Source organism: Mycobacterium numidiamassiliense, from assembly GCF_900157365.1.
Classification (GTDB): domain Bacteria; phylum Actinomycetota; class Actinomycetes; order Mycobacteriales; family Mycobacteriaceae; genus Mycobacterium; species Mycobacterium numidiamassiliense.
Genome location: NZ_FUEZ01000004.1, coordinates 344,351 through 366,503, shown reverse-complemented (window position 1 = coordinate 366,503; position 22,153 = coordinate 344,351). Strand labels below are relative to the sequence as shown.

Here is a 22,153-nt window from a genome sequence, read left to right as displayed (position 1 = left end):
GTCACATTTCGGAATCTAACATCTGATATTTCAGATTTCAAATGCTAGATGTACGGTTTGATAGCATGCGTGGATGGCGTCAACCTCGGGGATCGACATATCGGGCACGGTGCGCGAGCGCGCCGCGCGGGAACTGCGGGACCGAATCCTCACCGGCGCCCTGCCCGCCGGCGCACGGGTCGACCTCGATGCCATCACCGAAGAGTTCGCGACGAGCCGGACCCCGGTGCGCGAGGCGCTGCTGGAACTCTCCTTTGAAGGCCTGGTCCGGGTCGCACCCCGCAGCGGCGTCACCGTCATCGGCATCAGCCCCACCGATGTGCTGGACAGCTTCACCATTCTCGGTGTGCTGACCGGGCAGGCCGCGGCGTGGGCGGCCGAGCGGATTGAACCGAATGAACTCGCGATGCTGCGCGAGCTAGCGGCAGACGTGGTCGCGCGATCCGGCGACGACAGCATCGGCGAGGCGAACTGGCAGTTCCACCAGAAGATTCACCGTGCCGCGCACTCCCCTCGCCTGATGACGCAAATCAAGCAGGCGGCGCGGGTGGTGCCAAGCAACTTCCTCACCTTGTTCCCGGATCACGAGAAGCATTCGCTCGACGAACACGAGCAGTTGCTCGACGCGCTCGGCGCCAAGGATGCCGAGCGGGCGCGGGTGATCGCCGAGCGACATGTGCTCGACGCCGGGCGTTCGCTGGCCGATTGGCTGGAGCAGCGCGCGTGACGGTGTGGTCTAGCCAATCAGCGAACGGGACTTATCGGCAGAGTCTTTCAAGCGAGCGCGGGTAGCACCACGTCGGTGAGTAACTGCACCGACTTCCACGCTTCGTCGACGGGCATGCCGCCGACCAGGGGATGCATCACCAGCGGCCCGTAGTTTTCGGCTTCTCGGACTTCGGCGATGAGCTGGTCGGGAGTCAGAAAGCGATATCGCCCCGACGCCCTGACTTCGTCCAGCGTGCGGACGCCGGGCAGGTGCATGAGCGACCGCTGATCGGTCGACCACTCGCCGTAAGTCACTGCCTCCCAAAGGATGTGCTCGCCGAGCTGGGCCCAGGCCCGGTCCGGATCCTCGTGCAGGTAGATCATTCCGCGGTTGACCGGTCCGGGCATCAGAATGAACGGCTTGATGCCGGCCCGCGAACACAATTCGCGGTAGTAGTCCGCGATATCGGGCAGATGGTCGGCGAGGCTGAGCGGCAACCCGAAGCGCGCCGCCCGCCGCGCGGTGGCGCGCGCACCGCCACCGACATACAGCGGCGGATGCGGCCGGGTCCAGCTGCCGGTACACACGCCCGCGTCCGAATCGGCGCCCGACCAGACCGACAGCATCCGCTCGACCAGGTTGTCCATGCGCGTACCGCGCTGGCTGAAATCCACACCGAGCGAGTCGTATTCGATGGTTCGGTAGCCCAGGCCCACCGTCGTGTGCAGCCGGCCGCGACTCATATTGTCGACCAGCGCAATGTCTTCGGCGAGCCGGACCGGATTCCACAACGGCCCGAGCGCGCAGTCCACGCTGGCGATCAGCGTCGACGTGCGCGCGAGGAACATTGCCGCGGCCATGATGGGGTTGCAGCTCCACCCGTGCCCGGTGGCGTGATGCTCGTCGACGCTGATCGATGTGATGCCATGCGACTCGCCCCACTGCGCCAGCTCCAAGGCGGCCGATAACAGCGCGCTCTGCGTCTTCGGCTTTCCTTGCGGGGAAGCGAAGTTGAAGCGCAGCACCGTCAGCAGCATGTCACGCTCCAGCGGGGCCGGGTGCGGCGATGGACTCGACGAATGCGGCGAAGTCGGGGAAAAGCGCGCGGTCGACGATCTCGACACGGGTGCCGACCGCGTCGACGTAGTAGGCAAACATCCCGAACTCCGACCCCGGTATTTCCCCGGTCATCTCGAAGCGGAAACCGTTGCTCTCCAACGCACGTGCGGTCTCGACGAGGTTGTCGGTGAAGTAGCCGACATGGTGGACGGAATTTCCCGGTGCAGCCGTCCACGGCGTTCCCGGAACCTCCTGAACAAGCTCGATGTACGGGCTCTGCACGGAGTAGACGATCGTCGAGGTCAGTTCGCGAACTCCTTCCGTGGTGCGGAAGGGCAGCGTGTAGCTGAGCGGGGCGATCCACCGATAGCCGGCCAGCGCGCTGAGGCGGGCCATCGCTGCGTCGAGGTCGGGAACGACGATCCCGGTGTGGTAGAAGTCGTCGGGTCGAAGTGCAAACCCCATGATCGGTATCCTTTCGTCACGAATTCTTCGCGATTTGCTTTGACAGCCAAGCCTTTTCCCAGAAGTTCGTAGTGTTTCCCAGCAAGATTTCGTGCGCCGCACGCAAGACTTCGCGGGCACCCGGATGCTCTGCCTGTGCCATGGCGACCGCCTCGGCGAGGTGAATAGCATGCAGTGGGCGGTCCGCGGCGAGGTGGGCGCGCGCCCGGTCCACGAGTGCGTCGGCGCCGGCCAGTTCGACCACGTCGGCGGTGACGGCGTCGAATCCGACCGGATAAAGCTCCGTCGTCGAGCGCTGGTGGAACCACCCCGAATAGTTTTCCCAGACGGCGCGGACATCCCAGGAGACTTTCCCATATCCTTGGCCCACTTCGTATTCCGCAGGCAAGGTGATCTCGCGCATCAGGGTTGCCACGTCTTTGCCGGCGTTCATCCCGGCGACGGTCTCGTCGTGGATGTATTGGATGGCGTCGCGCAGCCGGGTGAGCTCGGCGTTGATGAGGTCGGTGCCGTTGATCGGCGCGAAGTGGCCGGTGACGAGGAGTTCGGGCTTCAGGTCGCGCACCCGCTCAATCGATGCGATGGCGGCCAGGGCATCGCGGTAGCGGTCACCACGCATGGTCACGAGGTTGGGAATGTGCCCGAATATCGGGCCGAAAGTGTTTCCACACAGGCATATTCGCTCCTCGGGTAGCCACACGACCAGCGAGTCGGTGGTCTCCCCGCCCGGCACGGCGATCAGCTCCAGCTGTCGGCCGCCGATCTCGAGGGTAAGGGTTTCCTCGAAGTCCAGGTCGACGGTGGGCACGCTTTGTCCCGGCAACCGCGTAGTGCCGAGCCGGCGGTGAATGGCCTGGATGCCGGTGGTGAGGGTGTCCCTGAAAGCAAATGCGCTGCGGCTGGCCCGGAATGGGAGCAGCCGCTCGTTGTCATCTCGCCATGTTCTCCAGTTCGCTTGTGCTACAACGGTTGTATCCGGATCACGCACACTGTCCAGGCCGCCGACGTGGTCCACGTGGCCTTGGGTGAAGATGACGTAGCGCACCGGCGAGGTGTCGACGGCGTCGAAGTTGGCGCGATGCACCGGTCCCTCGAAGCCCATGCCGGTGTTGACAATCACCCGCCCGTCGCCGGTGGTCAGCAGGTAGGCGTTCGACAGCCCCGGCGAACACCACAGCCCCGGGGCGATCTGCTCGGCCCTTTCGGCGGCCGCCGGGCGCAGGCCATCCGCGCCGGGCCGGCTGCGGTAGACCGGTTCGAACTGTTGACTCATCGCTGACGTCTCTTCCATTCCGTGGCGGCCTATTCCGGGCGTACGTCGAACCTGTCGAAGTAGAAGTCGAATCGGGCGCGCAGTTCGTCGGCCGAGACGCCGAAGTGGCGTTGCAGGTCGTAGCGGATGCGGCCGTGTTTGCCGCGCGGATTGCCGTCCAGGTAGCGCTGAAACCGCGCCCGCACCTGCGGCGTCAGCTCAATTCCGCCACGCCGGTAAAACTCTTCCAGCACTGGCATTTCGTTGCCGTTGAGGTGATGGAAGCTGACATCGATGCTGCGTTCGGCCGGCACGATGTCGCGGTCGCGCACGCATGCGCTGAGCAGGCGGTGTACCCGATCGCTCCAGTAATCCAGCAGCCAGGCCGGGTCGATGCTCGTGCGGCGCAGCCGATCGGAGTAGGCCATCATGGTGATCGCCGACTGGACGACCGCGACGGGGTCGCGGTGTGTGAAGGCGACGGTCGCATCCGGGAAGGTTGCCATCAGCGGGCCGAGTTGCTCACAGTGCTGCGGGCTCTTGAGAATCCACGTCCGGGGCCCGCGCAGAAAGGTCAGCGCCTGCAGCACTTTTCTCATATACGCGTAGTGCCGCGTTTGGTCCAGCGCCAGGTAGTAGTCGCGCCAATCCGGTGCGCGCGCATGCCATTCCAAGACATAGGAGGCCAGGTCGAGGTCGAGGAGTTCGACTTCCTCCTCGATCGCCTCGGGGAAGCGGTCGTGCATGGCCGCCACCACGGGGGCGCTGGCCATCAGCGCGTCGTGCTCGGCCCTGGCTCGCGCGTAGCGCGGATCAACCCCGACGATGCCAGGGCCCTGACCGCGTGCGGGTATCGGATCCTGGCTCTCCCAGTACGGCAACGCGCGCCGGCGCGGATCGGCCGCAATGAGATTGACCAGATGCGTGGTGCCGGAGCGCGGCATCCCCACGACGATGAAGGGCTTTTCGATCGGGATTGACTCGATCTCGGGATAGCGCTTGAGCAGTTCGGTCAACGACAACCGGTTGCGCAGCAGGCGAACCACCCGTTGCCGCAACGTCGAACGGGTGAGCTCACGCAAGCCTTCGTCGGCCTCGATCGCGGCGAGGTGCGCGGCCAGCCGGTCGGCGAAGCCGTCGGAGTCGTCCACATCGTCACCCACACCTGCCTGCTCGACGGCTTCGCCGAACATCTGGTCGATGTCGAACTCGACGCGTTTGGCCTCGGTGAATTCCAGGACCTGACGCTGGATGTCGGTCAGTTGGGGCGACGTCAGATCGTCGAAGTCGATGTCAGCGATGTCGGGGACCACAGAGCCCATGCGACCGCCTCCTCGACGTGGTGGGAGCACATTCGACGTATCACAGTAGCGAAGCGCAGATCGCAGGCTCTATAAGTTGGCCAGGTCGTCGGGGACGTCGACCTGGTGCTCGAGTAGCGCCTCGATCGGCACGACTTCGAGGGTGCGTTCGTGGGTGGAGGCCACCACCACCGGGGCGGCGCAGCCGTCGTGATGGGCCCGGAGCCAATTCAGGGCCGTCACACACCAGCGGTCACCCGGCAGCAGGCCGGGGAACCGGTATTCGGGGACCGGAGTCAGCAGGTCATTGCCGATGGAGCGCTGATGCTCCAAGAATTCAGCCGTCATCACGGCGCAAATAGTGTGGCGGCCAAGGTCCTCGGGCCCGGTCGAGCAGCAACCGTCGCGGTAATAACCGGTGAGCGGGTCAGTGCCACAGGGCTCCAGCGGGCCGCCCAGCACATTGCGTTCTGCCACGCGTTCAGTTTGCTCCGTCGGGGCCGCAGTTTGAAGCTTCCGCGCCGCGCCATATTGGCCGGTATGGACGGCAGGCCACCGCTAGGGGTTAACTCGGCCCATGTCGACGCCGAATCCGCCGGAATACCCCTACGGTCCGCCGCCGGAGGGGTGGCAGCCGTACGGGTACGGAGCACAGCCAAGCCCACAAGGCCCGCCTCCGTCCGGTTACCCGGGTTACCCGCCGCCGCGCGGCTATTCGGCCCCTCAGCCCTATCCCGGTTATCAGCCGTATGTCGGCTACCCGGGGTACGACCCGCAAGCCCCATTTGGGCGCGATCCCGCCACCGGTGTGCCTCTCTCGGATAAGTCCGCGACCACGGCCGGCCTCTTGCAGCTGTTCCTCGGTATCTTCGGGATCGGCCGCTTCTATATCGACTCGACCCAGATCGCCGTTGCGCAGTTGTGTGTCGGGCTCTTCGGCATAGTCTTCGGCCTGTTCTGCTTTTTCGGCTTCCCAGTGCTGGCCGGCAGCATCATCTGGGCCATCGTGGACGGGGTCATGATGTTGACCGGCAGCGTGACCGACAAGGACGGTCGCAAGCTGCGCTAGTCATCCGGCTGCGCTCAAGAGCCTTGGGTCACAGGGAGATAACAATTTCCACTCTCAATCCACTGCGTGTCGGTAAGCCGAACTGGGCACACGAGGCCGGAAAATTACCGTCACATCGTGTTGAACCGTCGAACCACCCTGAAGCTACCGCTGCTGCTGGCAGCGGGTACGGCGCTGGCCAAAATGCCCCGCGCCGCAGCTGAAGCGGGCCGGTGGTCGACCGACCGCGCCAACACGTGGTACCGAGCGCAGGGGTGGCTGGTCGGCGCGAACTACGTCCCCTCAAACGCCATCAATCAGCTTGAGATGTTCCAGCAGGGAACTTTTGACCCTCAGCGCATCGACGGCGAGCTGGGTTTGGCCCGCTCGCACGGCTTCAACACCATGCGGGTCTTTCTGCACGACCAGCTGTGGGCCCAGGATCGCCAGGGATTCCAGAACCGCCTGGGACAATTCGTGGGCATCGCTTCACACCACGGCATCAAGCCGCTCTTCGTCCTGTTCGACTCCTGCTGGGACCCGTTCCCCAAGTTCGGTCCCCAGCGCGCGCCGATACGTGGGGTGCACAACTCCGGATGGGTGCAGAGCCCGGGTGCAGAACGTCTCGGCGATCCCCGGTACACCGCTGTCATGCAGGACTACGTCACCGGCGTGTTGAGTCAATTCCGTAATGACGACCGCGTTTTGGGATGGGATCTGTGGAACGAACCCGACAATCCCGCAAAGGAATACCGGAAGGTCGAACGCGCGGACAAGCTGCAGCACGTGGCGGAACTGCTGCCCCAGGTGTTCCGCTGGGCTCGCGCGGTCGACCCCACTCAACCGTTGACGAGCGGTGTCTGGCAAGGGGCCTGGGGAGACCCCGGCGGCCGCAGCCCGATCAGCGCTATTCAACTCGACAACGCTGACGTGGTCACCTTCCATAACTACGGCAAGCCGGCCGAATTCGAGTCCAAGATCAACGAACTGACGCCGATGGGGCGGCCGATCCTATGCACCGAATACATGGCCAGAACCCAGGGCAGCACCATCGAGACCATCTTGCCAATTGCCAAGCGGCACAACGTCGGTGCCATCAATTGGGGATTCGTCGCCGGAAAGACCCAAACGTATTTGCCTTGGGACTCATGGGATCACCCGTACACAACGCCGCCGAAGGTCTGGTTCCATGATCTCGTGCTGCCCGACGGGCGCCCCTATCGGGACACCGAACTTCAGGCGGTCCGCGGATTGTCCGGCGCGGTGGGCTGACGAAAGTTATGCGGCCCTGGGGCCACGAGCGTCAGCCGGAGTGTGGTGCGTCAATCGCGCGCGAAGCTGGGTCACCGGAGCCAACTGTGCGTCGTTTCGCTGCGCCCGCTGGCTCGCTGCGTGGTTAACCCACCAGATCCCAGCCATGGCCGCGATCGCGAACGCGAGAGCGAGCACGACGAGGGCGTCTCCGAACGCCATGAGCATGATGATGCCGGCGGCAATCCAGACAACCTCGCCGACGGGGCTACCACGGTGTTCGCTATTAGTGGTCTGCAACATGACGGCCTCGCTTTGGATCCAGGTCGCCGTTTGATGCGGCAACTAGATTTGAGAACGCCTCCGCGATAGGAAAGCTGCCCGATACGGGGACGCGGGTGACCCATTTCACTGCGGGCGCATCGAGCGACGGTTACACGTGAGGCAGCCAGCCAGAGCCGCGTGGCGACAGCACGAATCCGTGACCCTGGGGGTCTTTGCAGGCAGTGGTGTGGAAGGCCTCCGCCAAATCCGCGATCTGAGCGGGCCGACCCGATTGCAAACTTTGATTGATCGCCCAGGGATCGCCACCGGCTTGAGCGATCAGCAGCGGGAGGCTTATGTACTGCAACTGCACCGCGGCCCCCGCACCGGCGGGTCAGCTCCGTTCTGAGTACGCCCGCCCATGTCGGCGACATTAGCCCTCTTGGCCTGGGTTTTCGAGGGTTTGGCAGAAGCTCAGCTGATTGGGATTGCTGGCCGTGTTGTAACGAATCGACAACTGCCACCGAAGTGAAGGGCGTGCACACACTGTGCACTTCCCACGCCCATAGGAGCAATGCATGGCTGCACTGAAGACGTCCCGCCCTTCGACTACACAGACGGTTCGTCTCTCATCGGTGCTTCGTCCAGTAGCAGTTGCGGCGGGTGTCCTAGCCGCTGCGGCAACGTTGCCCGCTATCGCGCACGCCGATCCGTCCACCGACCCGATCAGCGCCGCGCTGGGCGGCGCAGGGTTGGGTGGTGCAGGGATGGGTGGTGCAGGCAACAACGGTGGCTCTCTCACCGACAAGATTGCCGGAATCGGCCAGTCGATCTGCCCATCACTTGTCAAGCCGGGTGCGACCCTCGCGTCCATCACATCGAAACTGTCTGGGAACTCCGGCCTCTCGCCGGGCATCGCCGGGATGGTCGCCACCATGGCCATCCAGATGGAGTGCCCGAGCATGATGACGTCACTGGCGCACGGGCAGATGCCGAATATGCCGTTCCCGATGCAAATGCCCGGCGGCCTCGGCGGTCCGTCGATTCCATTCCAGTCGACGGGCGCGAATCCTCTGGCGCAGCTGCACGGCTGAGTAAACTTTTGGCAGTGGCGGAAGGATTTGCGGGGACTCCAACCCGCTGACTGCGATGATTACGTAATCCCGAGTGCCGTAAGCACTTTTACTTGTCCGGCATGCTCACACCCACGAACCCAACGGCCCACTATTGCGGCCGCCACGACCTCACAGGTAATCGATAACGAGCGCCCAGGCTCCGGCTAACAGCGAGCGACAAAGATAATGTATGACAACGACCATCGATCACCAAAACCATGAAACCAACCCATCCGACGCTCGGCGTCGACAAATCCGTCTGATGCAAGTGATTTTTGCCGGGGCCGCGACGCTCGCGCTATTCAGCGCTATGCAGCCCGGTCACGCCGAAAGCGCTGTCGCATCGGGGTCGCCGGTAACTGCTCCGTTCGGCCCCCAGTTCCCCCGGACCGCACCAGACATGGTCGGTAACGGCCTCGCCACCGACGACAACACCAGCACCTCCAACGGCGGCGGCGACGACTACACCCCCGGCAACTACAGCGGCGGTTGGGGCAACAACGATTTTCCTACGGTCGACGCCCCGCCTCCCCCGCCGCAGCAGTAGTACTTCTTGATCGCCCGGGCCGATCGTCCCGTTTCGTCCACGGGACATTGAAGACAAGAGCACCTCGGTGTGCTTTCTGGCCGAGCCGAGGTGTAGCACAGATCCGACCGCTGGCCACCCGGATCAGGTTGGGGAGGCGCCGCACGGATCGTCGTAGCACGCACAGACCGTTTGCGGCCATGATCGAGTTGACAGGCTGGGGTTCACGTTCATCTAGTAGTCGGCCTACGAGAGCCGGTGCCGATGATCGGTTGACACCCGAACCCAGTAAAGACCAGGATGTACTAGTCAGTACACAATGTCGCTACGCGTTATTCGAACGGAGGTCGCCGTGGTCCCCACTTCCGGTCGGGCGGTGTTGATCACGGGCGCGAACACCGGCCTGGGAAAGGATCTGGCCCGGCGGTTGGCGGTGCAGGACAGCTTCGACAGGATTTACTTGGCATGCCGCGACGACGCGAAGGGGCTGGCGGCCAGGAATGATCTGCAGACGATTACCGGTAAGCACATCTTCGAGGTCATCGTGATGGACATGTCGGACCTGGGCTCGGTCCGCTCGGCGATCCCTGCGATCGACCAGCCGTTGGCCGCCCTGGTGATGAATGCGGGTGGAACCGGCGGCCCCAGGCCGATGGCCCTGACACGAGACGGTGTCACGCAGATCTTCGCCTCAAATGTTTTGGGTCACGTCGTGTTGCTAGAGGAGTTGGTTGCCGCCGGAAGGCTCGATGGTGTTGCCGTGCTCACCGGCAGCGAAGCCGCCCGTGGTGTTCCCAAGCTGCGTATCCCGCGGCCCAGGTTTGCGACGCATTCCGTCGAGGAGTTCGTATCGGTGATTGACGGCTCGTTCTTCGGCGACCGAAAGGCCAGCGCGATGCTGGCCTACGCCCAGGTCAAGTATCTCGGCGCACTGTGGATCGCGGCGCTGGCCCGCAAGCACCCCGAGCGTCGTTTTATCACGATGAGCCCCGGCAATACCTCAGGCACCGAGGCCATGCGTGACCTGCCGACGCCGATGCGGATCTTTTTTCAGCACGTGTTGATGCCATACTTGGCGCCAGCGTTGGGGATTGGGCACAGCCTTGAAGACGGCTCGGCTCGCCTGGCGGATGCGGTGACCGATCCGTCTCTGCGCAGCGGGGTGTTCTACGCCAGTGCCGAGAAGGCTCTCACCGGGCCAGTGCTCGACCAATCCGAAATCCTTGCCGACTTCGCCGATCCGGCGATCCAAGACCACGCCGATGAAGCGATCCACCGGTTCGTCATGTCCTCGATCCGCTAGCGTGCGCACCAGCCGCCGCGCTCAAGGAGAGTGGGGAAATTTATGGGCCGCAAGTCCTTTGCGATTGGCACACCGCAATGACCGATGCAGACCTACACTTCTACTTTGATCCGGTCTGTCCGTTCGCGTGGATAACCAGCAAGTGGGTGCGCATGGTGGCCGCGCAACGCGATTACCGCGTCGACTGGCGGTTTATTTCGCTGCGAATCCTCAATGCCGGCATCGACTACGACACACACTTCCCCGCGCACTATGAAGACGGGCACACCGCCGGGCTGAAACTCCTGCGGGTTGCCGCCCGGATCCGCGCTGAGTACGGCCGCGCGGTTATCGGGCCGCTCTACGAGTCCATCGGCCGGAGAATCTTCGACACCGGGCCCGGCGATCACCCAATCGTCGCCGCAACTCCCGGCTCGAGCGCATTCCTCGAGCCAATCCTTCAGGACATGAGCTTGCCCACTGACCTATCAGACGCCTTGGAGGACAACGCGTTTGATACCGAACTGCGTGCGGAGACCGATGAGGCTCTGGCACTGACGGGACGGGACGTCGGCACTCCCATCCTGCACTTCCGCCCACCTGGGGGCGTCGCGTTCTTCGGGCCGGTCATCAGTCGGCTGCCTGGCGAGGAGGAGGCGGGCTTGCTGTGGGACCACGTCGTGGGGCTAGCCAGCTTCCCCGGATTCGCCGAACTCAAGCGCAGCCTGCGCGAAAGGCCCCAACTGGCCAGCTTTGACGTGCCGGCCGAATCGGTAGGCGTGCAGGAGGACTGGCACGGGGGCAGTCGGCGTACCAAAAAATAGCTACTGTGGCGCGAGCCCGAGACGAGTCAGCGCCGGAGCTCAATCCACCCGTTGAGCGCGGCGCGTTCACCGAGCACTGTCAACGAGTCGGGGTCACGGTGGGTCATCCACAGCAAAATATCTGAGCGTGTCCCATCGATCTTGATGGCGGCCCCGCCGTATCCGGCGACCACATCGGCGGGATTGTCCAGATCAATCCAACGATCGGTGTCATCGTCGCGCATGTGTAAGTGCAGTGTGCCACTAGGACGCTGCCCGGTGGCGCGGGTCAGCAGGCCGGGCAGGAACTCGGTGACAAACTCCTCGATTCCGGCCGCGGCGACGGCGCCGTTCAGTGGCGCCGGTCCACTCGTAGCGTCGGTCGCGACGGCATGCTCGGCGTCCCAGCGGTGGATGGCAAGTTCGACCGCCAACCGTCGTCGCCACCACGCCACGCGGTGATCGCCTAGGGAGGAGAACGTCCAGACCGAGGCGTCGGGATCGGCATCAGCGAGAACCCGCAGGCAGCGATCCAGGTTGTCGGCGTACCAGTCGTACAGATCTGCGAGGGCAGCCGGAGCCGTGCCGAAGCTTACGGGCTGACCGGCGGTGACTACCGCGGTCATCCACTCCAGTATCGTGCCGGTGTGCCGGACCAGCTCCGCCGTGTCCCACCCGGGGCAATGCGCTACCGGACGGAACCAATCCGACGTGGCGGCGACAAGCAGGCGGCGGCCGTCGAGAGCTGCCGGCTCCAAGAGGCCACTACCGTCCATCGCAACTCCTGACACCACACCATCCAGCCGACGAATACCAACAGAACTGTACCTTGAAGTACAGAATGGGGCCGTGGCAGCCGGACTTGCGCTGGCCGTGGGTAGATCTCACCTGGTAGGCGGCCTGCGCTGAGGCACGTGCTCCCGGATGACCTTCTCGCTCTAGGGGACCCGCAAGATGGTGGTAGCCGAGCGCTGGACCGCAGCCGTTCTGATTTCGGCCACCTCTGCGTACGCCGGGTTTGTCACTAGGTCGAACACCGCTTCTTTGGACGGATAGTTCCCCAGGAAAACTAGATCAGGTACGAAATCGTCGTCATAGGCCAGGTCAGGTAGGAACCGGGGAGAAACGTAGCGGCCTGCGACAGCGTCGACCAAAGGCGCTGCCGCGGCGAGGTATTCGTCGTACCGCTGCCGTCCGCCCTCGTGGAACCACAGCATATTCAGTACGACCACGCCGCTGTCCAGCAACGCTTCACCGCTGTCAGCCGGCTCAATGGCACAACGAGTGAGCACCGCCCGGTGGACTGCGTCGGCGCGTAGATGCGCGATACGCCGATAGCGTTCACTGCGCCACATCTCGTCGAACGCCGTTGCGGACGGGTACCGGACGAATCCCACCAAGTCGGGATCAAAATCACCCTCAAGTGACTCCTCCACTTGCAGAAACGGGGTCGATAGTTCGGCACCGACCTCGGCCAAGATGGGAAGGACAGCCTCGCCGTATTGTCCGTAAAGTTCCATTCCGCCAGGCTTAAACCACAGCGCATTCAGCATCGCGACAGGGCCGCCCGACCGGTAGCTCGGAGCAGGCATTTCGCTCATCTGTCTGCCTCTCCCTCGACGTCGGCTCCCCCGAAGCGCTGGATGATCGCTTCCGCAATGGCGTCGGGTGCGTCCTCCTGAATGAAGTGGTTCGCCCGCGGGAGGCGGATCAATACGTTGTCGGGGAAGGCGTCTTGGAGTTGGCTGAGTACCGCGGCGAGCCCGAATGCAGGATCTTTCATGCCCCAGACAAACAAGGCGGGTTTGGAACCCAGTCGGCTGGGTACGTCGCGGGCCAGCCGTTCGAGCAGTGGGCGGGCTGCGCGGATCTGCTTGGGGAACTCGGCGATGCCGCGGCGTGAGGTCGGTGATGGTTGGACATCGCGATAGTGCCGCATGACGGCGTCGTTTGGTTTCTGGGAAACGGCGAAGGGAAGGAATTCGACAAAGAGGTTGCGGTGCAACACAAGATACTGCAGGGGCCAGGAGCCCATCACGATGCTGAAGAGCTTCAGTCGCCACCCATCTGAGGGCCAAAACCAGGTGTTGCTCAGCACCACGCCTCGGACGCTTGCGTGACGCTCGGTGGCGATGGCCATGCTGATCGGGCCGCCCCAGTCCTGCCCCATTGTGATGAACCCGTCGAGGCCGAGATGGTCCAGAAGTTCCCCGACTGCGGCGGCGTGTTCCTCGACGGTGTAGCCGAAATCACTGGGGTGTTCCGAGAGCCCAAAGCCCAGATAATCAACTGCGATGCAACGGAATTCGCCGCGCAGTCTGGTGATGATATTGCGGTACAGGAAGCTCCACGTCGGGTTTCCATGAAAGAATATGATCGGGGTCCCGTGGCCCTCGTCGATGTAGTGCATTCGCCCGCGGCGGCCGTGAAACCATCGCGATTCGAACGGATACAGACTTCGGTCCACCGTGAACTCGTGCATCGGCATAGGCTGGCCTTTCTGTATGAATTGGTCTCTGTCAGAGGGATTTTCGCACTCGAGGCGCCAGGGCCTCGGCCGTTGCGAAGGCGAGGGCCGACAGGATATCCAGAAGTCCAGCCAACCAGGAGAAGGCGGACACGTGATGGTCTGGGGGCGCATCGATAAAGCTGTCGTTCGACGGGCCAAACCAGGCGGGGAGCACCGTCATCGTCGCCGGCTTCATCCTCCAGCACGTGATGCTTCAGGGTGACGCGGTCTACGGGCAGGCTCACTCGAGCCTCGTTGTCGTAGTAGCGTTCTGATCGCGTAGCACACCGTGCCGGCATCGTAGAAAGCGGCGGTGAGTAGTAGCCAACGGGACAAGTAGGGGGTCTGGGTTAGCCCGGTGGCGGCCCGATACGTGGGTGCGCCCTGCTCGATGATCCCGGGCAAAAATATCAACAACAACAGCGCCGCCGCCAGGGTCGGCATCCGAAGGTAATTCGTCATCGGGATGCGCCTCGACGGATTTTCGGCGGCGGAATCGCGGTAGCCCACCGGTGAGCGGCGCGGGGCGAAAATTAGCCGATCGGCCAGCGAGTAGAGCGGAAACAGGATGAGGTCGTGGCCGATCACGGCCACGACGAACCAGACGGCGATGGATTGCCACCACACCGTTGGGTTAAACAGGTTGCGCACCCCTAACACCGAGATGGTGTAGGCGCCTAACGCCAATGCGGCCAGCACCACGACGAAATGAAACAGGCGATCTCCGTACAAACGGGAGGCCAGTTGCCCGAGTGCTCGCATCAGGTCCCCCGGAACTCGATTGCGGACACCCATTTGGTGCAGTGCACACCCGGAAGGGCAGGAACGATAATCCGAGCCGGATAGCCATGATCCAACGAGAGGTCGGCACCGTTGACCTGAAACGCCAACAGCGAGTCTGGGTTCAGGATCTGGTTGTTTTGCAAGATCGCGCGGTTGAAGGCGCCGAAGCGTTCCAGCGAGGACACCACAGCCGAAGCCGGGTGGGGGGTCCCGGCCGCGACGGCAAGATCGGCAAGCCGGATACCGGACCAGGTCTGAGTAGTCGACCACCCTTCGACGCAGGCGATGGGCAGTTCCACGGTGTGGTGTGGCATCGCGTCGAGCGCGGCGCGGTCCAATGTCACCTGTTCGGGGCCGCCCAACAAGTGCAGGCGCCACTGTTCTCCGGCGAAGGCCGCGTCGATGCCCGCCGCAAAAGCGGTGCGGTTGATCTGAAAATCGTTGGGCCCCTTACCGTAGCTGCGACCACGGGGCAGCAACAACGCCGCACTGCGAGTGAACCCGCCCAGGGTTTGTCCAGCGGTGAGCACCCCGACCAGCAAACTGCCACCGCCCACCACAGCCAGCACGCCGCGCCGGCTCAGGGTCGGGGGATCGGGGTCGGGTGCCACCAGCCCGCCCGGGTCGAGCGGTTCGGGCACCGTTTCGGCCACCGATGTGCCAAACACCGAGAGCAGCGACCGCGACCGCAGGCTGCGCACCATTGTCGGCAGCTTCAGGCAGACATGGGACACAAATCCGGCGATAAATACCCACGCCCCAAAGTAGTGCGCCGTGTAGAAGCTGAATCCGAAGATGTAGTCATATTGGATATTGAGGACTCCGGTGACGATCTCGAACAGGATCCCGCCGACCACCATGAGCAGCGTCACCCGCTCGAGTACCTGGGCCAGCGAACGCGACGGCGGCCAGGCGAATAGCCGGGGAATTACCGACCACAGTTTGGCCAGCACCACGGGGATCATTACCAGGCCCAGACCCACGTGCAGGCCCTGGTTCAGGCGGTACAGCCACGACGGGCTGCTCGGCCAGTCGAAGTTGGGTAGCTTGAGCCACCCCACCTCAAAGGGGATGGCCTGCCCGTACTTCGGTCCATAGGCCATGTACGACAACAGCCCAGTCACGATGACGATCGGCAACACCACCAGCAGCGTCGCCCCGAACACCGAAGTCAGCCACGGCCCGCGCAGCGGGCTGCGCCACCGTATGCGCGACAGACCCGGCGGCGGATGATCGTTCAGGCCACGCCACAACGCCGCCGGAAATCCATAGCGGGCCGCCGGCACAGCGAGGGAAGATTCGGCTTCCGTGACCGCCCCATGGCTAGTACCACCAGGCACCGGTGCATCGGCCTCGGCAACCGGATCCACGGTCGCGTTATCGGGCCCTGGCTGCACCGGGCGCGACGGTGGACAAGGTTCGTCTGCCGGCGGTATGGAGGAAGTCATCTCGTATTCAGCCGCGCAGGCTCGATTTGGGAGTGGCCTCGACGAACCGGGCTACAGCGGCGGCGAGTTCAACACCCTTATCTTCTTGGAGGAAGTGTCCAGCGTTTGCGATGGTCACTGGCGGATGCCCTGCGGCACCGGGGATTTGCGCGCGGAACACCGCATCGGCGCCGCGGGTGATGGGGTCTGAGTCGGAGAAGGCGCACAGAAACGGGCGATTGAACTGGCGCAACGATTCCCAGGCGGCCCGGTTTGCCGGGGAGGCGGGATCTTCGGGCGTGATCGGAACAAGCAAGGGGAATTGTCGGGCACCTGCCTTGAAGGATTCATCGGGAAACGGGGCGTCGTAAGCGGCAATGACCTCGGCACTCAGGTCGGACACGCAGGCGCCGTTGACGATCCGGCCGACATTGAGCACAGGTGCCTCCTGGCTATACCGTTGCCAAGCCAGGAACGCCTTTCCCGGATGGATGTCACCAGTCGGCAGAAATGTATTCGCAGCCACAACCCGGGCGAAGCGGTCGGGGTGTTCACCGACCAGACGCAGGCCAATTAGTCCGCCCCAGTCCTGGCACACCAGGGTGATCGCATCGAGGCCGATCGCCTCAAGGGCCGCCCACGTCCAGTCCACATGCGCCTGGTAGGTGTAGTCGTCGCGACTGGCGGGCTTGTCGCTGCGCCCGAAACCAACCAGATCGACGGCAACTGCCCGTAACCCTGCATCGGCGAGCACCGGGATCATCCGCCGATAAAGGTACGACCACGACGGTTCGCCGTGAAGCAACAAGATAACCTCACCGTCGGGTGGGCCCTCGTCGAGGTAATGGACACGCAGCGTGCTTCCTTCGGTGGCGGCTACCTCCACGTAGCGCGGTTGGAATCCGTAGTCGGGCAACGCTTTGAATCGCTCATCGGGGGTCCGCAGGATCTGCATGGTCGGCTCCTTTTCGCGATCGTCCTCGGCTGTTGAGCGTGATGGGCTGGGCTAACCACAGCCTCAAATCCGAGGCAGCTGCCTTTTAGCAGCCGTCATGTCTAGTCACCGGTTTCACGCCCATGAGGTCGGCGCTGCTTGTTAAAACGTCAACATTCGCTGCCACGCGCTGATGTGGCCGAAGCGGCCCGCGAACAGCTGACGCGGTTGGGCGCCACGACGGCGGCCTAATCCCGTTATCTCGCATAGCTGCCGGGGACTGCGCCGTTGGTAGGGCTTCCAACATCCCGTGCACCACACCCAGACTGTACCGCACGGTATAACGTCATCAGGAAGCTCTTCCTCGACTGGGTAGCTTTAACATCTTGCCGACAGAATCTTCACCGGGCGGGATGTTCCTTGACCGGTTTGCGTGCCCGCCGGTTTCGCGTGGTGGGTTTGCGTTCCCATTGATGCAGCTGCACCACGGCGCTGGCGAGCGTGTCCTGCAAGGGAGCGACATCGCCGCGGACCCGGGCGAGCAGCATACCGCCCTGCAACGCCGCGATCACCGCGGTCGCAAGACGGGTAGGGTCGGCCTCAGCGACCAGGCCACCGCGGTCCTGGATCCTCTGCAGCCCCCTCGCCAACGCGGCTTCCCACCGGCGAAATGCCGCATCCAGTAGCGGCGCAAAGGTTTTGTCGTTCTTCAGTTCTGAGGCCATCGTGCCCAAAGGACAGGCAAATGGGCCTCCCGGCGCGCTGTGGACAGCCAGAACGCCTTTGACCCACCCATCGATCCCCTCCCACGAGTCGATGTGTTCCAACGTGGGCTGCTGGGCGAGAACCAACTCCAATTGCCTCTCGATCACCGCCGCGACCAGGTCGGCTTTGCTGTCGAAGTAGTGGTACAGCTGAGACTTACCTGCGCCGGCGGCGGCCAACACGTCATCGAGAGTGGTCAGCCCTACACCGCGCTGATACATCAGCATGGCCGCGGCGTCGATGATCGCGGCACGGCTGCGCCTCCCCCGTTCGGTTACCGGCAGGGGGCGCGCGGCCGAGGGGCGCGCCGACACAGACACAATCGCCACTCTATAAGAGTGACGAATCAGCGCCGAGCAGCGGCGCCGCCACCACTGACCAGGGCAGTCACCAACGGGCTTCTCATGAATTCTTGTGCGCTAACAATTTTTCCCGCCCGGTGTGGCCGCGTGCAGCACGGCGATCACACGGTGACCGAAATCGACGACACTGGTGACCAGTAATCCAGCGGTGATGGCGAGGTCGCCGAGGGCGGCCGCGTTGACCCGTGACCAGGGAAACCATTGCCCGACATGATGTTCGGTTTCCCAGCGCAGTATTTCGTGACACGCGGTCGTCGTCGCCGGGTCGACCTCGGCGACGACGATTCCGCCGGGCGCGAGCAGCCCGGCCGCGCGCCTGAGTATGCGGACGGGATCGCCGCCGATGCCGATGTTGCCGTCGGTGAGCAGAACCTGTTCCCAACACCCTTCGGCGGGCAGCGGCGCGAACAGGTCAGCGTGAATCGCGGTTCCACCGCGATCACGTGTCAGATCGACGGCGGCGCGTGAGGCGTCCACCCCCAGTGCGGCCCAGCCGCGCTCTCGCAGCGACGCGGTGAATCGTCCGGGGCCGCACCCGAGGTCGAGGGTTGGCCGCCCCGAGCAGTGTCGCAGAACGTGCCCATCGGCGAGCCGATCGCGGTGGCTGGCGTGCGGGCCTCCGATCCAGCGGGCCATGGGCAGCTCCCGCACGTGCCCGCGATGATCGCGAGCCCAGCACACGGCGCCCGCTGCGCCTGCCCGATAGATGAGATCCACCGGCCCCGTAGCCGACCTGATGTCCTCGGGAGTCATCTGGTCCTCGTCTCACCTAGCAGCGCCGATAGCGGTCCACGGCGGGTCGGTTGCGGCGGATCGGTGCACCTCGGACGAACGTCGCCCGTCCCCGCGGCCGTTTCGAGCTGCCGGCGCCGGCGTATGCGTTCGTGCGCTGCGGCTGTGCAGGGTGTGCCATTGGATATGGGTTACCTCGGCGCGATTCGATTGTCGGGTGTGGGAGTGCGAAGCGTTTTTCTGCGCGGGCACAGAACTCCTCCTGGCTAAAGCATCCTGATTCGGTCGCTAGTCGCCGCCGCGTCGCCACCATCACGGCTGACCCGTCGGTCGCACAGAAACCTTGTTCTGTACCGGAAAGTACACGATGACGGATTCCTGTTGGTTCAGTCGGGAGCCCTGATGAAAGCTTGGCATCACCGCACCCCGCACACCAGTGTTATAGAGCACGCGCTCTGATATGGTGGCAGGGTGCCTCGTCCCCGAATTCATGATCTCGACGTCGTCATGGATGCTGCCGAGCTACTGGCAGTCAAGTCAGGTCCGAATGCGGTAACCATTCGAGCGATTTCGGCGGCCACCGGGGTGTCCAATGGGGCGATTTACCACGGGTTCGGTTCCCGAGCCGGCCTGTTAGGCCGTGTGTGGTTGCGTGCCGCCGAGCGATTCCTGCTGGTGCAGCGCGAGGCGGTCGAGCGGGCGCTATCTGGTTCCCCGTCGCGCGAGGCGGCGGCGGAAGCGGTGGTTGTCGCAGCTGACGCTCCGGCGATCTACCTTGAGCAGTACCCGACGGGCGGCCGTTTCCTTCTCACCGTCCGCCGTGACGAATTGATCGGATCCAGTGAAATCCCGCCGGACGTCGCCACTCAGCTACGCAAGCTCGACAGGCTCCTGGGGGATCTATTCGCCCAGCTGGCGCGAAGGTTGTGGGACCGCGACGACCGTGACGCAATCGGGGTTATACGGGACTGCATCGTTGAGCTGCCCAGTGCTCTCCTCCTGCGCAGACACCGGACAACCGATCTCCTGGCCCGGCAACGACTTTCAGCAGCAGTGCGCGCTGTCCTACAAGTCGGCCCGCCACCCGCCCAGCAGCAGCCAAGCCAGAAACGAAGGAGCTCATCATGACACCAACACTCAACTATCGCGGAACCATCGCCGTCCTCGAGTTAGGCACGGACGAGAACCGCTTCTCCCCGGAATGGCTGGAAACCATTGACACCCATCTCGACGCTGCCGAGACCGAAGCACAGGCGTTGGTGACGACCGGCGTAGGGAAGTTCTATTCCTACGGGCTGGATCTGGACTGGCTCGGCGCCAACACCGACCGTGGCGAATGGTATGTCGGCACCGTCCAGAAACTCTTCGCCCGCATCCTTGCCTTCCCGCTACCCACCCTCGCCGCGGTCAACGGACACGCCTTCGGCGCCGGCGCAATGCTGGCCATCGCCCACGACTACCGCATCATGCGATCCGACCGCGGGTACTTCTGCTTCCCCGAAGTAGACATCCCCATTCCGTTCACCCCCGGAATGGCCGCACTCATACAGGCCAAGCTCCCGCCGCAAACCGCGGTGACCGCCATGACCACCGGTCACCGCTACGGCGGCCCTGAGGCCGCCGCCGCCGCCGTGGTCGACGACACCGCTACCGAAGGGGAAATCATCGACGCCGCGGTCAACCGCATAACCCCCATCGCCGGCAAGGACCCAGGCACCGTCGGGGCCATCAAGAGCACCATGTATCGGAACGCAGTGACTGCCCTACTTGCGACCGGCAATTAAACCAACCGCCGCCGCAGTATTCGCTTCCCCGAGGAAAACGATCACCAACCCGGCTGTCGGATCGTCGCTGACGAACCCGGCTCAAGAGATTCCTCCACCGGGATCGTCACCGCAGGTAAACGGAATCGGGAGATGGAACGGAAAACGAGTGGTAATCGTCTAATACTGGGGGGGCCGCCGACAAAATTGAGGTTTCTGTCATCGATTCGGCCGGGCCGAATCCGTGTAAATAGAGTGTAGTGGCCGGGTATTTTATTTAGTCAGCCCAAGCAACGGCCCTACTTTAGCTAGCCATGCCGCCTCCTCGCCTGGTTCTGGCAAGACATGGCCGCCTTCCATTGCGTTGCTGGCCTTAACATCTGCAATAGATACCGTGAGATCTTTCGGCGAGATATTGGACACGCGAATGACCAGCGCTGAAATGGCTTCCATCATGGCTGTCTTAACCGCCTGTTCCCGGCCGGCCCGGATATTGCCTGCGATTACCATCGGCGCGCCAATAATCCCCGCGTTGAAGCCGAGACCGGTACGATATTCCTGAAACACAACGTTGACGAACTGCCGAAGACCGCCGGCCAGATCAAGATGGATATCGGTTACTCCTGCAGCGATCTCGGCGCGCTGTGTATCACTGAGCAAACCCTCTTGGTTTACGATTTGATAGAGGGGCATTGCCGGACTCCTTTAGTATTTAGTATTTGGTATCGACCCGCCATGCGTTCCCGGCGGAACTAGCGCGCCGCCGAGCCCGCGCCCGAGCCGGACCGATTCCTGCCGGACTGTCGCTGCTGCATCATTTACTCCTTCAACACCTTCGGCCCAGAGGCGCGTGTAGCCGAGCAGCTATACCGATCGATCTACCCTGGGGACAATAGTAGACTGATCGGTCTAGCGCAATGGTCCGGATCTGCCAATCAGCGACGAAAGGCGGCGATGTCTACCCGACATCGCTTGATCGACAACACGATTGCGCTCATCCGCCGAGGTGTGGGCAGCGCGAGCGTCTCGGAGATCTTGGAACTGAGCGGTGTGGCCCGCCGCACGCTGTGCCTGAACTTTCCTGACGGCAAACCCGCACTCGTCGCCGTATGCCGATGAGGCTGCGCAGCAGACCTTAAATAGCCAGTGAACTGGGCTAATAGGCCGGCCAAGATGGCGGTGGCGGAGGGATTTGAACCCTCGGACGGTTTTAGCCGTCACACGCTTTCGAGGCGTGCTCCTTAGGCCGCTCGGACACGCCACCGCCGAGCAGCTTACAGAACGAACCGTCGCTCACCCCAATCGCTGGCGGGCGAAGAAGGCCTCCAGCGGCGCGGCACACTCCCGCGCCAGCACACCACCGCGCACCTCCGGACGGTGATTGAGCCGACGATCACGGACCACGTCCCATAGCGAACCGACGGCCCCGGTCTTGGGTTCCCAGGCGCCGAACACCAGCCGCGCAACCCGCGCCAACACCAGGGCCCCGGCGCACATCGTGCAGGGTTCGACTGTGACGGCCAGCGTGGCCCCCTGCAGCCGCCACCCGTCGCCCAGCACGCGGGCGGCGGCCCGCATCGCCAAGATCTCGGCGTGCGCGGTCGGATCACCAAGGGCCTCACGGGCATTGGCCGCCCTGGCGAGTTCGATCCCGTCCGGACCGACGACGACCGCGCCTATCGGCACGTCGCGCGGGCCCGCGGTGGCAGCGACCGCCAAGGCATTACGAATCAGATCTTCGTCGGTGGTCACCGACCCAGTCTGACGGCGGCGACCCGCTGCGCCCGGCGTCGCCGCGCCTGC

The 22,153-nt window shown here is 63.7% G+C and carries 26 protein-coding genes, 1 tRNA gene and 1 pseudogene; 10 read left to right on the top strand and 18 right to left on the bottom strand.

What is annotated here, in order from left to right:
* Positions 1-73 precede the first annotated feature (73 nt).
* The gene (locus tag MNAB215_RS10125; protein WP_077078748.1) at positions 74-727 is read left to right on the top strand and encodes a GntR family transcriptional regulator; all 654 of its coding nucleotides are present in this window, start codon (positions 74-76) and stop codon (positions 725-727) included.
* A gap of 47 nt (positions 728-774) precedes the next feature.
* On the opposite strand, the gene MNAB215_RS10120 is transcribed toward MNAB215_RS10125, so the two are convergent.
* The 5 genes from MNAB215_RS10120 to MNAB215_RS10100 all read right to left on the bottom strand — a co-directional run bounded on the left by MNAB215_RS10120 (position 775) and on the right by MNAB215_RS10100 (position 5,263).
* The gene (locus MNAB215_RS10120) at positions 775-1,746 is read right to left on the bottom strand and encodes an LLM class flavin-dependent oxidoreductase (protein ID WP_077078747.1); all 972 of its coding nucleotides are present in this window, start codon (positions 1,744-1,746) and stop codon (positions 775-777) included.
* Position 1,747: 1 nt separating this feature from the next.
* Positions 1,748-2,233 (bottom strand): VOC family protein, encoded by a 486-nt coding sequence (locus MNAB215_RS10115; protein ID WP_077078746.1) that lies wholly within the window; start codon positions 2,231-2,233, stop codon positions 1,748-1,750.
* A gap of 16 nt (positions 2,234-2,249) precedes the next feature.
* A complete protein-coding gene (locus tag MNAB215_RS10110; RefSeq protein ID WP_077081903.1) occupies positions 2,250-3,506 on the bottom strand; it encodes an MBL fold metallo-hydrolase in 1,257 nt (418 codons plus the stop codon).
* 29 nt (positions 3,507-3,535) lie between these two features.
* Complete coding sequence (locus MNAB215_RS10105; protein WP_077078745.1) at positions 3,536-4,807, bottom strand: sulfotransferase family protein; 1,272 nt, start codon at positions 4,805-4,807, stop codon at positions 3,536-3,538.
* A gap of 69 nt (positions 4,808-4,876) precedes the next feature.
* The gene (locus MNAB215_RS10100; protein WP_077078744.1) at positions 4,877-5,263 is read right to left on the bottom strand and encodes a DUF2237 family protein; all 387 of its coding nucleotides are present in this window, start codon (positions 5,261-5,263) and stop codon (positions 4,877-4,879) included.
* A gap of 100 nt (positions 5,264-5,363) precedes the next feature.
* Here MNAB215_RS10100 and MNAB215_RS10095 point away from each other — a divergent pair, with 100 nt between their 5' ends.
* A complete protein-coding gene (locus tag MNAB215_RS10095; RefSeq protein WP_077078743.1) occupies positions 5,364-5,855 on the top strand; it encodes a TM2 domain-containing protein in 492 nt (163 codons plus the stop codon).
* 120 nt (positions 5,856-5,975) lie between these two features.
* Positions 5,976-7,106, top strand: coding sequence for a cellulase family glycosylhydrolase (locus MNAB215_RS10090; protein ID WP_077081902.1), 1,131 nt, complete (start codon positions 5,976-5,978; stop codon positions 7,104-7,106).
* A gap of 6 nt (positions 7,107-7,112) precedes the next feature.
* Here the strand turns inward: MNAB215_RS10090 and MNAB215_RS10085 are convergent, their stop codons facing one another.
* Together MNAB215_RS10085 and MNAB215_RS30750 are read right to left on the bottom strand one after the other, a co-directional pair.
* Positions 7,113-7,388 (bottom strand): hypothetical protein, encoded by a 276-nt coding sequence (locus MNAB215_RS10085; RefSeq protein WP_077078742.1) that lies wholly within the window; start codon positions 7,386-7,388, stop codon positions 7,113-7,115.
* Between the two features lie 208 nt (positions 7,389-7,596).
* Positions 7,597-7,722: pseudogene (locus MNAB215_RS30750) on the bottom strand (putative alpha/beta hydrolase); the annotation flags it as partial.
* Between the two features lie 205 nt (positions 7,723-7,927).
* Between MNAB215_RS30750 and MNAB215_RS10075 the strand changes: the two are divergent.
* The 4 genes from MNAB215_RS10075 (at position 7,928) to MNAB215_RS10060 (ending at position 11,096) form a co-directional block, all read left to right on the top strand.
* Complete coding sequence (locus MNAB215_RS10075) at positions 7,928-8,443, top strand: DUF732 domain-containing protein (protein WP_083746082.1); 516 nt, start codon at positions 7,928-7,930, stop codon at positions 8,441-8,443.
* A 283-nt stretch (positions 8,444-8,726) separates the two neighbouring features.
* Positions 8,727-9,011, top strand: coding sequence for a hypothetical protein (locus MNAB215_RS10070; RefSeq protein WP_077078739.1), 285 nt, complete (start codon positions 8,727-8,729; stop codon positions 9,009-9,011).
* A 331-nt stretch (positions 9,012-9,342) separates the two neighbouring features.
* The gene (locus MNAB215_RS10065) at positions 9,343-10,293 is read left to right on the top strand and encodes an SDR family NAD(P)-dependent oxidoreductase (protein ID WP_165691559.1); all 951 of its coding nucleotides are present in this window, start codon (positions 9,343-9,345) and stop codon (positions 10,291-10,293) included.
* A gap of 77 nt (positions 10,294-10,370) precedes the next feature.
* Positions 10,371-11,096: a mycothiol-dependent nitroreductase Rv2466c family protein gene (locus MNAB215_RS10060; protein WP_077078737.1), complete on the top strand. Its 726-nt coding sequence runs from the start codon at positions 10,371-10,373 to the stop codon at positions 11,094-11,096.
* Between the two features lie 26 nt (positions 11,097-11,122).
* On the opposite strand, the gene MNAB215_RS10055 is transcribed toward MNAB215_RS10060, so the two are convergent.
* The 8 genes from MNAB215_RS10055 to MNAB215_RS10015 all read right to left on the bottom strand — a co-directional run bounded on the left by MNAB215_RS10055 (position 11,123) and on the right by MNAB215_RS10015 (position 18,608).
* On the bottom strand, positions 11,123-11,851 hold the full coding sequence (locus tag MNAB215_RS10055; protein ID WP_077078736.1) for a maleylpyruvate isomerase family mycothiol-dependent enzyme: 729 nt from the start codon (positions 11,849-11,851) through the stop codon (positions 11,123-11,125).
* A 162-nt stretch (positions 11,852-12,013) separates the two neighbouring features.
* Complete coding sequence (locus MNAB215_RS10050) at positions 12,014-12,628, bottom strand: DUF1330 domain-containing protein (protein WP_165691558.1); 615 nt, start codon at positions 12,626-12,628, stop codon at positions 12,014-12,016.
* A gap of 44 nt (positions 12,629-12,672) precedes the next feature.
* Positions 12,673-13,557 (bottom strand): alpha/beta fold hydrolase, encoded by an 885-nt coding sequence (locus MNAB215_RS10045; RefSeq protein WP_425436434.1) that lies wholly within the window; start codon positions 13,555-13,557, stop codon positions 12,673-12,675.
* A gap of 219 nt (positions 13,558-13,776) precedes the next feature.
* Positions 13,777-14,346 (bottom strand): hypothetical protein, encoded by a 570-nt coding sequence (locus tag MNAB215_RS10035; RefSeq protein ID WP_077078732.1) that lies wholly within the window; start codon positions 14,344-14,346, stop codon positions 13,777-13,779.
* Entirely contained in the window at positions 14,346-15,620 is a 1,275-nt protein-coding gene (locus tag MNAB215_RS10030) for a molybdopterin-dependent oxidoreductase (RefSeq protein WP_077081901.1), read from the bottom strand. The genes MNAB215_RS10035 and MNAB215_RS10030 overlap by 1 nt, the downstream gene beginning before the upstream one ends.
* Before the next feature lie 202 nt (positions 15,621-15,822).
* Positions 15,823-16,749, bottom strand: a complete 927-nt coding sequence (locus tag MNAB215_RS10025) for a haloalkane dehalogenase (RefSeq protein ID WP_077078731.1) — start codon at positions 16,747-16,749, stop codon at positions 15,823-15,825.
* A gap of 380 nt (positions 16,750-17,129) precedes the next feature.
* Positions 17,130-17,816 (bottom strand): TetR/AcrR family transcriptional regulator, encoded by a 687-nt coding sequence (locus MNAB215_RS10020; protein ID WP_083746300.1) that lies wholly within the window; start codon positions 17,814-17,816, stop codon positions 17,130-17,132.
* Between the two features lie 96 nt (positions 17,817-17,912).
* Positions 17,913-18,608 carry a class I SAM-dependent DNA methyltransferase gene (locus MNAB215_RS10015; protein ID WP_108637603.1) on the bottom strand — a complete coding sequence of 232 codons (696 nt, stop codon included), beginning with the start codon at positions 18,606-18,608 and terminating at the stop codon, positions 17,913-17,915.
* 450 nt (positions 18,609-19,058) lie between these two features.
* Here MNAB215_RS10015 and MNAB215_RS10010 point away from each other — a divergent pair, with 450 nt between their 5' ends.
* Entirely contained in the window at positions 19,059-19,715 is a 657-nt protein-coding gene (locus MNAB215_RS10010) for a TetR/AcrR family transcriptional regulator (protein ID WP_077078730.1), read from the top strand.
* A complete protein-coding gene (locus MNAB215_RS10005) occupies positions 19,712-20,371 on the top strand; it encodes an enoyl-CoA hydratase-related protein (protein ID WP_077078729.1) in 660 nt (219 codons plus the stop codon). The genes MNAB215_RS10010 and MNAB215_RS10005 overlap by 4 nt, the downstream gene beginning before the upstream one ends.
* A 252-nt stretch (positions 20,372-20,623) precedes the next feature.
* On the opposite strand, the gene MNAB215_RS10000 is transcribed toward MNAB215_RS10005, so the two are convergent.
* A complete protein-coding gene (locus MNAB215_RS10000; RefSeq protein WP_077078728.1) occupies positions 20,624-21,043 on the bottom strand; it encodes a tautomerase family protein in 420 nt (139 codons plus the stop codon).
* A 261-nt stretch (positions 21,044-21,304) separates the two neighbouring features.
* Here MNAB215_RS10000 and MNAB215_RS29415 point away from each other — a divergent pair, with 261 nt between their 5' ends.
* Positions 21,305-21,469 (top strand): TetR family transcriptional regulator, encoded by a 165-nt coding sequence (locus MNAB215_RS29415; RefSeq protein ID WP_131829098.1) that lies wholly within the window; start codon positions 21,305-21,307, stop codon positions 21,467-21,469.
* Between the two features lie 55 nt (positions 21,470-21,524).
* Here the strand turns inward: MNAB215_RS29415 and MNAB215_RS09995 are convergent.
* Together MNAB215_RS09995 and MNAB215_RS09990 are read right to left on the bottom strand one after the other, a co-directional pair.
* Positions 21,525-21,614: transfer RNA gene (locus MNAB215_RS09995), tRNA-Ser, on the bottom strand.
* A gap of 29 nt (positions 21,615-21,643) precedes the next feature.
* Positions 21,644-22,102 carry a nucleoside deaminase gene (locus tag MNAB215_RS09990; protein WP_077081898.1) on the bottom strand — a complete coding sequence of 153 codons (459 nt, stop codon included), beginning with the start codon at positions 22,100-22,102 and terminating at the stop codon, positions 21,644-21,646.
* Between the last annotated feature and the right edge of the window lie 51 nt (positions 22,103-22,153).

What these genes read in the sequence shown, in the direction of transcription:
- MNAB215_RS10095 (WP_077078743.1), top strand. Translation starts at nt 5,364, where the DNA reads ATGTCGACGCCGAATCCGCCGGAATACCCCTACGGTCCGCCGCCGGAG.
- MNAB215_RS10110 (WP_077081903.1), bottom strand. Translation starts at nt 3,506, where the DNA reads ATGAGTCAACAGTTCGAACCGGTCTACCGCAGCCGGCCCGGCGCGGAT.
- MNAB215_RS10075 (WP_083746082.1), top strand. Translation starts at nt 7,928, where the DNA reads ATGGCTGCACTGAAGACGTCCCGCCCTTCGACTACACAGACGGTTCGT.
- MNAB215_RS10070 (WP_077078739.1), top strand. Translation starts at nt 8,727, where the DNA reads ATGCAAGTGATTTTTGCCGGGGCCGCGACGCTCGCGCTATTCAGCGCT.
- MNAB215_RS10000 (WP_077078728.1), bottom strand. Translation starts at nt 21,043, where the DNA reads ATGCCCCTCTATCAAATCGTAAACCAAGAGGGTTTGCTCAGTGATACA.
- MNAB215_RS10120 (WP_077078747.1), bottom strand. Translation starts at nt 1,746, where the DNA reads ATGCTGCTGACGGTGCTGCGCTTCAACTTCGCTTCCCCGCAAGGAAAG.
- MNAB215_RS10005 (WP_077078729.1), top strand. Translation starts at nt 19,712, where the DNA reads ATGACACCAACACTCAACTATCGCGGAACCATCGCCGTCCTCGAGTTA.
- MNAB215_RS10060 (WP_077078737.1), top strand. Translation starts at nt 10,371, where the DNA reads ATGACCGATGCAGACCTACACTTCTACTTTGATCCGGTCTGTCCGTTC.
- MNAB215_RS10055 (WP_077078736.1), bottom strand. Translation starts at nt 11,851, where the DNA reads ATGGACGGTAGTGGCCTCTTGGAGCCGGCAGCTCTCGACGGCCGCCGC.
- MNAB215_RS10045 (WP_425436434.1), bottom strand. Translation starts at nt 13,557, where the DNA reads ATGCACGAGTTCACGGTGGACCGAAGTCTGTATCCGTTCGAATCGCGA.
- MNAB215_RS29415 (WP_131829098.1), top strand. Translation starts at nt 21,305, where the DNA reads ATGTCTACCCGACATCGCTTGATCGACAACACGATTGCGCTCATCCGC.
- MNAB215_RS10015 (WP_108637603.1), bottom strand. Translation starts at nt 18,608, where the DNA reads ATGACTCCCGAGGACATCAGGTCGGCTACGGGGCCGGTGGATCTCATC.
- MNAB215_RS10025 (WP_077078731.1), bottom strand. Translation starts at nt 16,749, where the DNA reads ATGCAGATCCTGCGGACCCCCGATGAGCGATTCAAAGCGTTGCCCGAC.
- MNAB215_RS10115 (WP_077078746.1), bottom strand. Translation starts at nt 2,233, where the DNA reads ATGGGGTTTGCACTTCGACCCGACGACTTCTACCACACCGGGATCGTC.
- MNAB215_RS10105 (WP_077078745.1), bottom strand. Translation starts at nt 4,807, where the DNA reads ATGGGCTCTGTGGTCCCCGACATCGCTGACATCGACTTCGACGATCTG.
- MNAB215_RS10125 (WP_077078748.1), top strand. Translation starts at nt 74, where the DNA reads ATGGCGTCAACCTCGGGGATCGACATATCGGGCACGGTGCGCGAGCGC.
- MNAB215_RS10085 (WP_077078742.1), bottom strand. Translation starts at nt 7,388, where the DNA reads ATGTTGCAGACCACTAATAGCGAACACCGTGGTAGCCCCGTCGGCGAG.
- MNAB215_RS10035 (WP_077078732.1), bottom strand. Translation starts at nt 14,346, where the DNA reads ATGCGAGCACTCGGGCAACTGGCCTCCCGTTTGTACGGAGATCGCCTG.
- MNAB215_RS10050 (WP_165691558.1), bottom strand. Translation starts at nt 12,628, where the DNA reads ATGCTGAATGCGCTGTGGTTTAAGCCTGGCGGAATGGAACTTTACGGA.